This is a genomic window from Pseudonocardia sp. Ae331_Ps2, assembly GCF_001932405.1.
Classification (GTDB): domain Bacteria; phylum Actinomycetota; class Actinomycetes; order Mycobacteriales; family Pseudonocardiaceae; genus Pseudonocardia.
The window spans coordinates 2,895,869-2,908,899 of record NZ_MCIM01000001.1 but is presented as its reverse complement, the minus strand read 5'-3'; the positions used below and the strand labels follow the sequence as shown (position 1 = coordinate 2,908,899).

Annotated in this window: 13 protein-coding genes; 6 read left to right on the top strand and 7 right to left on the bottom strand. The window is 74.7% G+C overall.

All coding sequences use genetic code 11. From position 1 onward, the window contains the following. Nucleotides 1-20 precede the first annotated feature (20 nt). The gene (locus Ae331Ps2_RS13975; protein ID WP_020627356.1) at nucleotides 21-1,331 is read right to left on the bottom strand and encodes an acyl-CoA dehydrogenase family protein; all 1,311 of its coding nucleotides are present in this window, start codon (nucleotides 1,329-1,331) and stop codon (nucleotides 21-23) included. A gap of 313 nt (nucleotides 1,332-1,644) precedes the next feature. Between Ae331Ps2_RS13975 and Ae331Ps2_RS13970 the strand changes: the two genes are divergently transcribed. Genes Ae331Ps2_RS13970 through Ae331Ps2_RS13960 form a run of 3 tightly spaced genes read left to right on the top strand, consistent with a single transcriptional unit; the run spans nucleotide 1,645 to nucleotide 4,797 of the window. Further along, nucleotides 1,645-2,115, top strand: a complete 471-nt coding sequence (locus Ae331Ps2_RS13970) for an Rrf2 family transcriptional regulator (protein ID WP_075308425.1) — start codon at nucleotides 1,645-1,647, stop codon at nucleotides 2,113-2,115. A gap of 22 nt (nucleotides 2,116-2,137) precedes the next feature. Beyond that, nucleotides 2,138-3,442, top strand: a complete 1,305-nt coding sequence (locus Ae331Ps2_RS13965) for an acyl-CoA dehydrogenase family protein (protein WP_075308428.1) — start codon at nucleotides 2,138-2,140, stop codon at nucleotides 3,440-3,442. Next, the gene (locus Ae331Ps2_RS13960; RefSeq protein WP_075308430.1) at nucleotides 3,442-4,797 is read left to right on the top strand and encodes a DNA-binding protein; all 1,356 of its coding nucleotides are present in this window, start codon (nucleotides 3,442-3,444) and stop codon (nucleotides 4,795-4,797) included. Before Ae331Ps2_RS13965 ends, Ae331Ps2_RS13960 begins: the two co-directional genes overlap by 1 nt. 18 nt (nucleotides 4,798-4,815) lie before the next feature. On the opposite strand, the gene Ae331Ps2_RS32035 is transcribed toward Ae331Ps2_RS13960, so the two are convergent. Beyond that, complete coding sequence (locus Ae331Ps2_RS32035; protein WP_020625817.1) at nucleotides 4,816-4,983, bottom strand: hypothetical protein; 168 nt, start codon at nucleotides 4,981-4,983, stop codon at nucleotides 4,816-4,818. Between the two features lie 167 nt (nucleotides 4,984-5,150). Here Ae331Ps2_RS32035 and Ae331Ps2_RS13955 point away from each other — a divergent pair, with 167 nt between their 5' ends. Next, nucleotides 5,151-5,570: an antitoxin gene (locus tag Ae331Ps2_RS13955; RefSeq protein ID WP_075308432.1), complete on the top strand. Its 420-nt coding sequence runs from the start codon at nucleotides 5,151-5,153 to the stop codon at nucleotides 5,568-5,570. 69 nt (nucleotides 5,571-5,639) lie between these two features. On the opposite strand, the gene Ae331Ps2_RS13950 is transcribed toward Ae331Ps2_RS13955, so the two are convergent. The 5 genes from Ae331Ps2_RS13950 to Ae331Ps2_RS13930 form a co-directional block, all read right to left on the bottom strand. Next, the gene (locus Ae331Ps2_RS13950; RefSeq protein ID WP_369804864.1) at nucleotides 5,640-6,131 is read right to left on the bottom strand and encodes a molybdenum cofactor biosynthesis protein B; all 492 of its coding nucleotides are present in this window, start codon (nucleotides 6,129-6,131) and stop codon (nucleotides 5,640-5,642) included. 223 nt (nucleotides 6,132-6,354) lie between these two features. After that, nucleotides 6,355-8,142 carry a trypsin-like peptidase domain-containing protein gene (locus tag Ae331Ps2_RS33260; protein ID WP_075308434.1) on the bottom strand — a complete coding sequence of 596 codons (1,788 nt, stop codon included), beginning with the start codon at nucleotides 8,140-8,142 and terminating at the stop codon, nucleotides 6,355-6,357. 58 nt (nucleotides 8,143-8,200) lie between these two features. Then, the gene (locus Ae331Ps2_RS13940; RefSeq protein ID WP_075308436.1) at nucleotides 8,201-9,658 is read right to left on the bottom strand and encodes a cell wall metabolism sensor histidine kinase WalK; all 1,458 of its coding nucleotides are present in this window, start codon (nucleotides 9,656-9,658) and stop codon (nucleotides 8,201-8,203) included. Beyond that, on the bottom strand, nucleotides 9,655-10,350 hold the full coding sequence (locus Ae331Ps2_RS13935) for a response regulator transcription factor (protein ID WP_075308438.1): 696 nt from the start codon (nucleotides 10,348-10,350) through the stop codon (nucleotides 9,655-9,657). Before Ae331Ps2_RS13935 ends, Ae331Ps2_RS13940 begins: the two co-directional genes overlap by 4 nt. A 77-nt stretch (nucleotides 10,351-10,427) precedes the next feature. After that, nucleotides 10,428-11,285, bottom strand: coding sequence for an NAD(P)-dependent oxidoreductase (locus Ae331Ps2_RS13930; protein WP_075312400.1), 858 nt, complete (start codon nucleotides 11,283-11,285; stop codon nucleotides 10,428-10,430). A gap of 73 nt (nucleotides 11,286-11,358) precedes the next feature. On the opposite strand from Ae331Ps2_RS13930, the gene Ae331Ps2_RS13925 reads away from it, so the two are divergent. Both Ae331Ps2_RS13925 and ppk2 read left to right on the top strand, forming a co-directional pair. Next, nucleotides 11,359-12,045: an SGNH/GDSL hydrolase family protein gene (locus tag Ae331Ps2_RS13925; protein WP_075308440.1), complete on the top strand. Its 687-nt coding sequence runs from the start codon at nucleotides 11,359-11,361 to the stop codon at nucleotides 12,043-12,045. 32 nt (nucleotides 12,046-12,077) lie between these two features. Beyond that, nucleotides 12,078-12,884, top strand: coding sequence for a polyphosphate kinase 2 (ppk2, locus tag Ae331Ps2_RS13920; protein ID WP_075308442.1), 807 nt, complete (start codon nucleotides 12,078-12,080; stop codon nucleotides 12,882-12,884). The last annotated feature ends 147 nt before the right edge of the window (nucleotides 12,885-13,031 follow it).

Below are 13,031 nucleotides of genomic sequence, written 5' to 3'. Positions count from 1 at the left end.
GCGGCCGGGCACCCGGTCGGTCAGCCGGCGATCGTGCCGATCGACTCGTGCTGCTTGCCGAAGACGACCATGTCGTCGTCCATGATCGCCCGGGGGTTGAACAGCGGGTCGGCGAGGATGCCGTGGACGCGGCGGCGCTGCATGCCCATGTTGCCGCCGTCGTAGATCGGGAGCACCGCGACCTCGCGCAGCAGCTTGCCGAAGCCGTTGGCGGTCTCCAGGCTGTTGACGCCGACGATCTGCATGCACTTGTACACGCAGTCGATCATCATCTCGGTCACCTGGATCTTGTTCATCGCGCCGACCAGCTCGGCGTGCTGGTCGTGCTTGTCCAGGTAGTCGGCGGCCCGCCAGCAGAAGTAGCGCGCCATCTCGATCTTCGACGCGACGTCGCCGAGCACGTAGCCGACGTTCTGGAACTCGATGATCGGCTTCAGGGCGCCCGCGGTGTTGTTGCGGGCGAAGTCCAGGGCAGTCTCGTAGGCGGTGCGGGCCATGCCCACCGCCGCGATCGCCGCCACCGGCCCGGACCAGGCGAAGTTCCGGTTGATCACGAGGTCGCCGTTGCCCTCGGCGCCGGGGAGGAGGTTCTCCACCGGGATCCGGGCGTCGGTGAACACGATCTCGGCGTTCGACGCGAGCCGGTGACCGATCTTGTCGAGGTGGCGGAAGGTGACGCCCGGCGTGCCGCCCTCCAGGATCAGCGCGGACAGTCCCTCGGTGCCACCCGCCTCGGAGTCGGTCCGGACGATGAGGGTCCCGGCGTTCACGCCGGTTTCGTCCCACCCCGCCGAGGACGGCCAGTACTTGCGCCCGTTGACGACGAAGTGGTCGCCGTCGCGGACGGCGGTGAGTCCGACGCCGGCCGGGCGCGGCAGCGGGATGTCGAAGTTCGCGGTGCCGGCCGGGTTGCCGGGCGGCTCGCTCGCGGTCCACCCGCCCAGGTAGGTGCCGGTCGGGTCGGAGGTGGCGGCCCGCAGGATGCGTTCCTTCTGCTCGTCGCTGCCGTACCAGGCGATGGGCATGAGGCCGAGGCCGTTGCAGAGCACGGTGCAGGCGAAGCCGGGGTCGACCGCGCAGATCTCCTCGGCGGCGATGACCAGGTCGACGCAGGAGACCCCTCCGCCGCCGTACTCGGCGGGCAGCATGCACATGGCGATGCCCGCCTTGTACGCCTCGACGTAGGCGCCCTTGGTCATCCGGAAGCCCTCGAGCGGGTCGGGCTCGGCGTCCGCCGCCGCGACGACCGGCTGAAGGACGTTCTCGGAGAACGCACGGACGTCGTGCTGCAGCTTGCGCTGCTCGTCGGACAAGGTGAAGTCGACAGGCATGGCGCTTCCCTTCGCATCGGGATCGGGGACGGCACCGAGCCGGAACCGGTACCCGGCGTACCGGTTCGGAACTGGCTCGGTGGCCGCCGACCATCGGGCCCGCGGCACCGTCGACGGAAGGTCCGTGTCACGAGCGGCGCCACCCCGGTCACGTGCGGTGTCGCGACACCCTCGTGCAACGCCCGGGAGTGCCACGGCGGCGTCGACGGCACCGGTCCGAGGGCCGCCACACGAGCTTCACCTGGGGAAACACAGCGGTAACCGGTAGATCGAATACTGCTTTCATCCCCGGCGACGAGGAGCACACGCGCCCGTGAAACACACCAGCCACGCCGACTACGCCCTCCGTGTCCTCATGTACCTCCGGGTCGCCCCGGGCGGGCGGGGCTCGGTCGGCGAGATGGCCGACGCCCACCGCGTCTCCCGCCACCACCTGGAGAAGGTCGTCCAGCGGCTCGCCGCCGCCGGGCTCGTCGCGACCTCCCGCGGGCGGGGCGGCGGTGTGCGACTGGCCGCGCGGCCGTCGTCGATCACGGTCGGGGCGGTGATGCGGGCGATGGAGAGCGACTTCGCCGTCGTCGAGTGCCTGGGGCCGGCGCGCTACTGCCGGATCGCGGGGGTGTGCGGGGCCCGGAACGTCTTCTCCGACGCGCTGGACGCCTACTTCGCGGTGCTCGACGCCGCGACCCTCGATGACATCGCGGACAACGACATCGGGCTGCGCGGAGCCCTCGAGCTCACCGGGACCGGCTTCCGCGGCCACGGACCCGGCTCCCCCCGGTGACCGGAGCCGCAGGAGGTGACCGATGGCCGTCGACTTCACGCTCTCCCGTTCCCAACGCGACCTGAAGCGCCGGGCTCGTGAGTTCGCCCGGGAGGTGCTGCGCCCGGTCGTCGAGCGGGCCGAGTCGCTGCCCGACCCGCAGGAGGCGTTCCGGGCGACCCGACCCGCCTACGAGGCCGCCTACGCCGCGGGGCTGACCACGCTGTTCCTGCCCCGTGAGCTCGGCGGCGGCGGGCTGTCCCAGGTGGACTTCCTGATCGCGGTCGAGGAGCTGTGCGCGGTCGACCCCGGCTTCGCGACGACCCTGCTGGTCAACGGCCTCGCCCTGAAGCCGCTGCTCTGGGCCGCCCCCGAGGAGCTGCGCGACCGGTGGATCCGGCGCGCCACCGGTGACCCCACCGGCCGCTTCCTGGCCGGGTGGGCGGTGAGCGAGCGGGGCGGGACCGCGAACTTCGACCACCCCGACCGGCGGGCCGGCATCCAGCTCGTCGCCACCCACGACCGCGCCCGCGGCGAGTACGTCCTGCAGGGGGAGAAGCACTGGCCGTGCAACGCGGGCGGCTGGGACCTGCGGGGCGCCGACCTGAGCGTCTGCATCGTGCGGACCGACCGCACCGCGGGCGGGACCTCGGCGCTGAGCGCCGTCGTCGTCGAGCGGGGCACGCCGGGGCTGTCGTTCGAGGTGATCGACAAGATGGCCCACCGCACCTGCCAGAACGTGACGATGACCTTCCGCGGCGTCCGTGTCCCCGAGGAGAACGTCTTCGCCCACGGCGACGGGGACCTGCTCATCAACCGGGCCTTCACCTGGTCGGGCCCGATCGCCGGGATCGCCGCGGTCGGCGTCGCTCGGGCCGCCTTCGAGTTCACGCTCAAGTGGGCGCGGACCTTCACCGGCGGCGGCTCGGCGCCGGTGATCGAGCACCAGGCGGTCGGGAACCTGCTCGCCGACGTCGCGGCGCGGATCGAGGCGGCCCGCTACCTGTGCTGGAAGGCCGCGCACTACCTGGACCGGCACGACGGGCAGGGCCAGGCGCTCGCCGGGATGTCGAAGACGTTCTGCACCGAGCTCGTCAGCCAGGTGGTGAACGACTGCATGCGGGTGGTCGGGGTGAACGCCCTGGACCGCCGGTTCCCGATGGAGCGCTTCTACCGCGAGGCCGCCGTCTTCCCCCTCTACGACGCCGGCAACCTGGCCATGCAGCGCCGTCGCACCTGGGGCGTCATGGCCGACCCCGGCTACGACCCCGACGTCTTCGCCGACGGCGACCCGCTCCCCTTCACCCGATCCATGGAGGGCATCGGCACCGTTCCGGGGGTGCGCTGATGCCCGACCGGGACGGCTCATCGGCCTTCACCCGCACCCGGGACGCGTGGGAGCGCTTCGCGGCGGGCGACGAGGTGCCCGCGGACGTGCCGTTGTCGATCGCGCTGTCCTGGCTGCGCTGCCGGGACCGCCACCGGCTCGACCCGCTGGCGCCGGTGCAGGCCCCCGTGCGGGACGACGTGGTCTACCGCCGGGAGCACGCCTCGGTGTTCACGATGCTCGGCGCCGTCGCGGCGGGGATCGCCGGCAGGTACGACGGGTGCGTCGCCGCGGTCACCGACGGCGACGGCCGGGTGCTGGCCTCGTGGGCGGCACGCGGTTCGGGCGAGTGCGCCCCGGCCCCGGGCAGCGTCTGGGCCGAGGCGCGGGCCGGGACCAACGGTGCCGGGACGGCGCTCGCCCACCCGCGGGCGGTCTGCGTGCGGGGGCCGGAGCACTGGAGCTCGGCACTGCACGACCACAGCTGTGTGTCGACGGCGGTGTGCGACCCGGTGCTCGGCACGGCGGTGGCGGCGCTGACCGTCTCCACCCGGGGTCACTGCCTGCCGGTCCGCCCCGACGACCTGCTCCTCGCCACCGGCCCCGCGCTCCGTGTGCTGTGCGACGCCGCGGCCCGCTCCAGCGCCGTGCTGGCGGGTGCCTTCGTCGACCTGGACCGGCGCGAACGGCGACCGCTGCTCGCGCTCGACGGCGGCGGCCGGGTCGTCGCGGCGAACTCGGCGGCCCGCAGGCGGGGCCTGCTCCCCCGCTCCGACGGTGGCCGGGCGCTCGGCCGGGCCGTCGCACCTGCGCTGGTCCGGGCCTGCGGGGGCGACACCTGGTCGGGGACGGTCGTCGTCGGCGCCGCGGGTGACACGGGCGGCGCCGGCGGCGCCGGCGGCGCTGACCCGCTGGTGTTCCGGCTGCGCCCGGTGCCCGGTGACGCGGGTCCGGTCGGCTTCCTCGCCGTCGCCGACGGCGCCGGGGCGGGCACCGACGACGTGCTGCCGGTCCCGGCTCCCACTCCCGCCGGGGACACGCCGGACCGGGTCGCCGCGGTCGGGCGGGGTGGGCGGCTGCACCTGCTGGCCTGCGACGACGTCCGGCACGCCCGCGCCGACGGCCACGACGTCTGGCTGGTCACCGACGTCGGCGTGCTGCGGGCGGCGCACCGCGGGATCGACCGGTTGGCCCGCGAGCTGGAGCCCGCCGGGTTCCTCCGGGTGCACCGTGGACACCTGGTGAACGCCGCGCGGATCCGGAGCGTGCACCGCGGACCGGACGGCATGACGGTGGCCACCGACCGGGCCGGTGCCGAACGGATCCCGGTGTCGCGCCGCGCCGTCCCGGCGGTGCGGGCCGCGCTCGGTCTCTGACCCGCCGGGCCCGGCGGGTCAGCCGCCGTGGTGCGGGGGGCGGTTCTCGGTGAACCAGCGGTCGGGGTCCGCGGAGTCGCGCTCGTCGGCGGCGCCGTAGTCGGCCCGCTCGTCGGCGGTGGTCGAGGGGTCGTCGCCGAAGATCTCCTCGATCCGTCGGCGCATCCGGTCCGCGGGCTCGCTCATGGCTCCATGGTGCCGTGCGCGGGCGGCGCGGGTGGACACCGATCCCGCGTCACCGTGCCGTGCCGGGCTCGCGGGGCCCCACGACGACGCGTCCGGGTGCCACCATGGAGGCAGCCGTACGCATCCGCCCGGGGTCCCCGGGCGGCGACAGGAGAGGTGGACCGCTCATGGGGTTCCTGGACAAGGCACGCGAGGCTGCCGAGAACGCGATCGAGAAGGCGCAGCCGCACCTGGACAAGGCATTGGAGCAGGCGGGCCCGCACCTGGAGAAGGCCAAGGAGAAGGCGGGCCCGCTCGTCGGGAAGGCCGCGGAGAAGGTCGACCAGGCCACGGGCGGCAAGTACTCGGAGCAGATCGACGGGGTGAAGGGCAAGGTCGAGGGCGCGCTCGGGCACCACGACCCGGCCGCTCCCGGCGCCGGCACGCACGGCGACGCCGTCCCGCCGGTGCCGCCCGCCCCGCCCGGCGGTGACGCGTTGAAGCCGCAGGGCAACCCGGCCGCGTCGCAGCAGCCGCCGGCCGTGCCGCCGGTCCCGCCGGAGCGCAAGGACGACGGCGGCGTCCCGCCGGTGCCCCCGGCGAGCTGACCACACGACGAACGGGCCCCGGCATCCGCCGGGGCCCGTTCCCGTCGTGGGACCGGCCGTGTGACCGGGTCAGTCGTCGAGGCCGGACAGCTCCGAGATGACGTGCGGGACGAGCGGGGTCAGTGTGGCCATGCCGTCGCGGACGGCCGCGCGGGACGCGGCCAGGTTGACCACCAGCGTGCTGCCCGAGACGCCGACGACGCCACGGGACACTCCGGCGTCGACCGCTCCGGCGGCGAGACCGGAGGCGCGGATGGCCTCGGCGATGCCCGGCACCGGCCGGTCGAGCACACCGGTGGTGGCGTCCGGGGTGACGTCGCGGGGGGACACGCCCGTTCCGCCGACGGTCACGACCAGGTCGACGCCGCCGATCACGGCGGTGTTCAGCGCGCTGCGGATGGCCACCACGTCGCCGGGGGCCGAGACCACGCCGTCGACGAGGAAGTTGGCCTCCTCCAGCAGCTCGGTGACCAGCGGACCGGTGCCGTCGGACCGCTCACCCGCGCTGACCCGGTCGTCGACGATCACCACGAGAGCACGGCCGATCTGCGGACCCGACATCTCCATGCCGTCACCCTAGCGCCGGCCCGGGGCCACGCCGGGGGAGGCCGTGCCGGTGCCGGGAGGGGGGACCGGCACCGGCACGACACTCCGGGCGCATTCGATGGGGCACCACCGAATGCCGAACCACCCCATCACGACGGTTCTTCACCCGTCAACGACCTGCCGTTCGCACCACCCGCACGGCCCCGTCCGGTCGGACGACGTCCACCCGGGCGGGCCGTCACTGCTCGCCCAGCGTCACCTCGACGGTCCGGGTCGCCCCGCCCGCGTCGAGGACCTCCAGCTGGACGACGCTGCCCGGCGGCTGCGACCGCACCGCGGCCTGCAGGTCCGTGCCGGTGGTGACCCGTTGGTCACCCAGCCGGGCGACGATCTCCTGCAACCGCAGCCCGGCCTTCGCGGCCGCGCCGTCCGGGGTGACCTCCTGGATCACCGCGCCGCGCAGCTGCGGGTCGTTGCCGACGGTCACGCCGAGCACGGCGTGCGTGGCCTTGCCTCCGGAACGCAGCTGGTCGGCGATGCGGCGGGCCTGGTTGATCGGGATCGAGAAGCCGACGCCGATCGAGCCACCGCCCGGCCCGGCCGTCGCGATCGCGGAGTTGATGCCGACGACCCGGCCGTCGGCGTCCACCAGCGGGCCCCCGGAGTTGCCGGGGTTGATGGCGGCGTCGGTCTGGATCGCGTTCAGCACCGTGTCGCTGGCCCCCGGCGCACCGGACTCGGCGGGGATGCCGACGGCCCGGTCGACGGCCGAGACGATGCCGGTGGTGACCGAACCGCCGAGCCCGAGCGGCGACCCGAACGCGGTGACCTGCTGACCGACCCGGACGCGGTCGGAGTCGCCGAGCTCGACCGTCTTCAGGCCCGGCAGGTCGGTGCGCACGAGCGCGATGTCGGACTGCGGGTCCTGCCCGACGATCGACCCGATGGCGGAGCGGCCGTCCTGCAGGACCACGCGCAGCGTCCCGCCCTGCGCCGCCGGGGCGACGACGTGGTTGTTGGTGAGGATCAGGCCGTCGTTGCCGACGATCATGCCGGAGCCCTCGCCGCGGTCACCGACGTTGCCCGCACCGCCGTCGACCCTGATCTGGACGACGGCGGGCAGCACCTTCTCGGCGACGGCCTCGATCGATCCGGCCGGTGCCGCACCCCCGGACCCGCCCGCGATGCGCGCGCCGACCAGCCCGCCGAGGGCACCCGCGACCAGCGCGATGAGCAGCCCGGCCGCGACCAGGACGACTCCCCGGCGTCCGCGGCCGGGCGGACGCGGCGGGGCGGGTGGGGCGCCGACCGCCCACGGGGGCGGGGTGGGCCCGCCGGGGGCGGGTGTGCCGGTCGCGTCCGGGTGCGCCGGGAGCTCCCGGGTGCCGTCCGCCGGCACCGGCGTCGTGTCCGTCGGGCTGTCCCGGGTGTCCGCGTCGGGCGCGGCACCGCCGGAGCCCGCGGCGGGCGCGTCGGCGGCGGTGGAGCCGGGGCGGGCCCACGGGTTGGCGGGCACGGCCCAGCGGTCGGTGGGCGGGTCCTGGGTGGAGACGGCCTCGGTGTCGGGGCCGTGGTCGGGCTGGGGGCCGGCGTCCTCGTCAGCCGGGGTGCCGGGTGACGCGGGGGCCGTCCCGGAGACACCGGTCGCGCCGGCCGTCGACGCGGCGGTCGCGCCGGAGCCGGTGGACGCGCCGCCGTCGGCGGCCGCAGGTGCCGTCGCGGACTCCTCACCCGGACCGGCCGCGGCGATGTCACCGGCCGGGCCCGCGTCGGCACCCTCCCCGGCAGCGCCCGGTGAGCCGGTGGCCGGGCCGTCGGCGGACCCGTCCGACGCAGATCCGTCACCGGGGGCCCCGGACGAGGAGGGCCGCGGTCGGTCCTGCTCGGTGTCGGTGTCGCCGGAGGGCCCCGCCGGTCCCGCGGGGGCGGGGGCCCTGCCGTCGCGGCCGGATCCGTCCCCGGAGTCCCCGCCGGACGTCCCCGCTCCGGTGCGGGTCGGCTCGTCGGGCGGGTTGTCCTGGGTCATGCGTCCACCGTCCGTCGTCTCACAGGAGCACCACCCCGTCACGGGGTGTCGCACCAGGTTATGGGCTGTCCGGCTCCGCCACGTACCGGCCCGGCAGGGCCATCGAGAGCAGCGCGCCGCCCTCCGGGGCGCGCCCGGCCCGCACCTCTCCCCCGTGCCGCGCCGCCGCCTGCGCGACGATGGACAGCCCCAGCCCGGAGCCGGGCATGGTGCGCGAGGTGTCGGCCCGGTAGAAGCGGTCGAACACGTGCGGCAGGTCCTCGGCGGCGATCCCGTCGCCCTCGTCGGCGACCTCGATGACCAGCCACTCCGGTGAGATCGGCACCATCGACAGCCGCACGGTGCCGCCGGGCGGGCTCCACTTCACGGCGTTGTCGAGCAGGTTGAGGACGGCACGTTCGAGCGCGCTGGCGTCGCCGTCGAGGATCCACGGGGTCCGGTGGACCTCGAACTCGACCTCCCCCGCCCGTCGCTTCACCCGGTCCAGGGCGCGGTCGACGATCTCGGTGAGCTCCAGTGCCTCGCTCGTCATGGTCGGGGCGTCGTCGCGGGCGAGCTCGACGAGGTCCCCGACGAGGTGGGACAGCTCCTCGACCTGGGCGCGGACGTCGTCGAGCAGCTCGGTGCGGTCCTGGGCCGGCAGGTCGGGGGTGTCCGGCCGGTCGGCGGAGGCGAGCAGCTCCAGGTTGGTGCGCAGCGAGGTCAGCGGGGTGCGCAGCTCGTGCCCGGCGTCGGCGACGAGCCGGCGCTGCTGTTCCCGCGACGCGGCCAGCGCGCCGAGCATCGTGTTGAACGACTGGGTGAGCCGGGCCAGCTCGTCGGACCCGGAGACCGGGATCGGGCGCAGGTCACCGGTCTTGGCGACGCGTTCGGTCGCCGCGGTGAGCCGCAGCACCGGCCGCAGCCCGGTCCGGGCGACCGCGACCCCGGCGAGCGCGGCCAGCACGACACCGACGAGCCCGACGATCGGCAGCGCGGTGCCCATCCGGGTCACCACCCGGGTCATCGTGTCGAGCCGCTGGGCCAGCACCAGCGCACGACCGTCCCCGGCCCGGACGGCGACGATCCGGTACGGCACGCCGTCCAGATCGGCGGTGCGCCCCGGTTGGGTCGGCCCGCCCTGGGCGACGGCGACCTCCGGCTCCCCCAGCGGCGGCCGCGACGACTCGTCGGCCGAGGTCGCAATGCCGGAGGAGTAGACGAGCGCGATGTGCAGGTCGGCGGCGCCGAGCACGTCGGGCGGGAGCGCCGCGAGCAGCCGCGGGTCGATCAGGTCGCTCTGCGCGGCGGCGTAGGCACGCTGGCGCAGCGTCTCGTCCAGCGAGCTGGTGAGGTTCTGGCGCACCACGAGAAACGCGGCGGCGGACACGAGCAGCACCATCGCGGCGGCGACGAGTGCGGCCAGCACCCCGATCCGGGCGCGCAGCGTGAACCGCTCGCGGTCCGGCTCGGCCGCGGGCCCGCGGCGCCACCAGCGCTCGGCCCGCTCCTCGTCGAGCGGGAGCGGCTGGGTCACGGCGGGGTGTCCCGCAGGACGTAGCCGACGCCGCGCACCGTGTGGATCAGCCGCGGCTCGCCCTCGGCCTCGGTCTTGCGGCGCAGGTAGCCGACGTAGACCTCCAGGGCGTTGCCGCTGGTCGGGAAGTCGTACCCCCACACCTGCTCGAGGATCTGGGCGCGGGTCAGCACCCGGCGCGGGTGCGCGAGCAGCAGCTCCAGCAGGGAGAACTCGGTGCGGGTGAGGCTGATCGACCGTCCGCCGCGGGTCACCTCACGGGTGTCGGGGTCCAGCGACAGGTCGCCGAAGGTGAGCGCGGGGCTGGTGCCGGCGTCGTCGTCGGTGTCGGGGGTGCGGCGGCGCAGCAGCGCGCGCAGCCGGGCCAGCAGCTCCTCCAGCGCGAACGGCTTGGGCAGGTAGTCGTCGGCGCCGGCGTCGAGCCCGGCGACCCGGTCGGACACCGCGTCGCGGGCGGTCAGCACGAGGATCGGGAGCGCGTCACCGGCACTGCGCAGCCGCCGGCACACCTCCAGACCGTCGACGCGCGGCATCATCACGTCCAGGACGAGCGCGTCGGGCCGGTCGGTGAGCATCTTGTCCAGCGCGACCTGGCCGTCCTCGGCGAGGTCGACCTGGTAGCCGTTGAAGGCCAGCGAACGACGCAGCGAGTCCCGGACCGCCTTGTCGTCGTCGACGACCAGAATGCGCATGGGCGCCAGTCTCGCCGACGGCTCTGAGAGGAACCTGAGCAGGCCCTGATCGGCGGATGGTGATCAGGGCCCGGCGGTCAGGACGCCTTGTAGGCGGCGGCCATGTCCTCGCCGCCGTGGCCGCGCTCCGACGCCCGCAGCAGCCGGTCCCGCACCGCGGGCGCGACGTCGAGCCGGGTGCCCGAGGCCTGGGCCGCGGCGACGATCAGCCCCGCGTCCTTGGCCGCGTTGTCCACCGTGAAGCTGGGGGTGAAGTCGTCGTCGAGGATCGCCCTCGCCTTGTTCTGCAGGTAGGGCAGGTCCAGCGGGCCGCCGGCGACGGCGTCGAGGAAGGCCTGCGGGTCCACCCCGAGCCCCTGGGCGAGCGCGACGGACTCCCCGGTCGCGGCGGTGATCGCCAGCACCCAGCTGTTGGCGACGAGCTTGAGCCGGCTCGCCTGCGCGGACCCGCAGTCCTCGGCCACCCAGACGGTCTGCCGGCCGACGGCGTCGAGCACCGGGTCGACGACCGGGCGCGCCGCGGGGTCGCCGGCGACGAACACGGTCAGCTGCCCGGCCTCGGCGGGCGCGCGGGTGCCGAGCACCGGCGCGTCGAGCAGGGTCAGGCCGTGGCGCGCAGCGATCGCGCGGAGCCCGTCGAACGGCTCGACGCCGACGGTGGTGGTCTGCAGCCACACCTGGCCCGGCGCGAGACCGTCGGCGGCCTGCTCCAGGACGGCGGTCACGTCGTCGGCGTTCCCCAGCATCGTCACGACGACGTCGGCGCCGCGGACGGCGTCGGCCGGGTCGGTGTGCAGGGCCGCGCCCGCGGCGGCGAGCGGCTGCGCCTTGGCCGCGGTCCGGTTCCAGACCCGCAGGTCCAGCCCGGCAGCGAGGATGTTGTGCCCCATCCCGGCGCCCATGATCCCGGTCCCCAGCAGTGCGACGGTCGTCATGGCGTCCACGGTAGATCCGCGACGGTGGTCCCGCCGGGGTCACCGTCGCCGCGGAACCTGCTTCACTGGGGCCGTGGCCGACACGGGTGAGCCCGTCTTCTCCAACCGGACCGGGCGCCCGCCGGGCCGGATCATCACCGCGGTCTCCCGGTTCGTGCCCGGGATCCGCCGCGTGCAGCAGCAGATCGAGCCGTACGCGGCGCACTGGGAGGAACGCAACCGCACCGAGCTGTCCCGGACCGGCCCGCTCTGCGTCGTCCTCGGCGACTCGATGGCCCAGGGCATCGGCGCCTCGCACCCCGAGCGCGGGTGGGCCGGGCAGCTGATCGGGCGGCTGCCCGGGTGGCGGCTGGTGAACCTGTCCCAGTACGGCGCCCGCGTCGACGACGTCCTCGACGCCCAGCTCCCCGTCGCCGAGGGACTGCACCCCGAGCTGCTGCTGTGCCTGGTCGGGTCCAACGACCTGATGCAGCCACGGCACCAGGACGGCGTCGGGCACCGGTACGCGGCGCTGGTCGACCGGCTTCCCCCGGGCACCGTCATCGGGAACCAACCGGGAACGTTCGCGGCCGCACTGCAGGTCAACGGCCTGATCGACGACGCCGTGCGGCACCGTGGGCTCGTTCTGGCCGAGCTGCGGGATCCGCGGACCCGGCACTGGCGCGGCAAGCTGGCCTCCGACCGGTTCCATCCCAACGACCGTGGCTACGCCGCCATCGCCGAGGTGTTCTCCGAGGCGCTGCGCCGGGCGGGTCGCTAGGGACGGGTGCATCGATCTGGTTGGGTGTCCCGATGGCGACCAGGAAACTGCCGCGCAAGATCTACGACGCCGAGCTCCTCCGCCTGCAGGGCGAGCTGCTGCAGATGCAGGAGTGGGTCCGGGCCTCGGGCGCACGGGTCGTCGTGGTCTTCGAGGGGCGCGACGCCGCCGGCAAGGGCGGTGCGATCCAGCGCGTCACCCAGTACCTCAACCCGCGGTTCGCGCGGATCGTCGCGCTGCCCGCTCCGACCGAGCGGCAGAAGGGGCAGTGGTACTTCCAGCGCTACGTCGAGCAGCTGCCCGCGGCGGGCGAGATCGTGCTGATGGACCGGTCCTGGTACAACCGCGCCGGCGTCGAGCGGGTGATGGGGTTCTGCACCGAGGCCGAGTACCGCCGCTTCCTGCGCCAGGCGCCGGTGTTCGAGAACATGCTCGTCGAGGACGGCATCCACCTGCGCAAGTACTGGTTCTCGGTCAGCGCAAAGGAGCAGGCGCGGCGGTTCGCGGAGCGACTGGAGAACCCGCTCAAGCAGTGGAAGCTCTCGCCGATGGACCTCGAGTCCATGACCCGGTGGGACGACTACTCCCGCGCCCGCGACGACATGCTGATCCACACCGACACCGACCACGCGCCGTGGTGGATCGTCGAGGCCGAGGAGAAGCGCAACGCGCGGATCAACATGATCCACCACCTGCTGGGCTCGATCCCCTGGGAGCCGGTGGAGCGACGGGTGCTGACCCTGCCGGACCGGGTGCCGTCGACGGGCTACGAGCGTCCGCCGCGCGAGGTGCAGCGCGACGTGCCCGACCACGCCGCGTCGCTGATCCGGGCCGACTGATCCCGGACGGCCGATCCCGGCGGGCATATCCCGGTCGGCTGCCCCGGTCGGCTGATGTCGGTCACAGTCACCCGGTTGGTACGGGCGGTACCGGATACCGTCCCGCGGAGCGACGGCGCGGCACGGACGCCGCGCGGAAGGGCGGTG

Excerpts from the sequence above, each read along its gene's own strand:
- Ae331Ps2_RS13975 (WP_020627356.1), bottom strand. The coding sequence starts at position 1,331 with ATGCCTGTCGACTTCACCTTGTCCGACGAGCAGCGCAAGCTGCAGCAC.
- Ae331Ps2_RS13965 (WP_075308428.1), top strand. The coding sequence starts at position 2,138 with ATGGCCGTCGACTTCACGCTCTCCCGTTCCCAACGCGACCTGAAGCGC.
- Ae331Ps2_RS13960 (WP_075308430.1), top strand. The coding sequence starts at position 3,442 with ATGCCCGACCGGGACGGCTCATCGGCCTTCACCCGCACCCGGGACGCG.
- Ae331Ps2_RS32035 (WP_020625817.1), bottom strand. The coding sequence starts at position 4,983 with ATGAGCGAGCCCGCGGACCGGATGCGCCGACGGATCGAGGAGATCTTC.
- Ae331Ps2_RS13955 (WP_075308432.1), top strand. The coding sequence starts at position 5,151 with ATGGGGTTCCTGGACAAGGCACGCGAGGCTGCCGAGAACGCGATCGAG.
- Ae331Ps2_RS13950 (WP_369804864.1), bottom strand. The coding sequence starts at position 6,131 with ATGTCGGGTCCGCAGATCGGCCGTGCTCTCGTGGTGATCGTCGACGAC.
- Ae331Ps2_RS33260 (WP_075308434.1), bottom strand. The coding sequence starts at position 8,142 with ATGACCCAGGACAACCCGCCCGACGAGCCGACCCGCACCGGAGCGGGG.
- Ae331Ps2_RS13935 (WP_075308438.1), bottom strand. The coding sequence starts at position 10,350 with ATGCGCATTCTGGTCGTCGACGACGACAAGGCGGTCCGGGACTCGCTG.
- Ae331Ps2_RS13930 (WP_075312400.1), bottom strand. The coding sequence starts at position 11,285 with ATGACGACCGTCGCACTGCTGGGGACCGGGATCATGGGCGCCGGGATG.
- ppk2 (WP_075308442.1), top strand. The coding sequence starts at position 12,078 with ATGGCGACCAGGAAACTGCCGCGCAAGATCTACGACGCCGAGCTCCTC.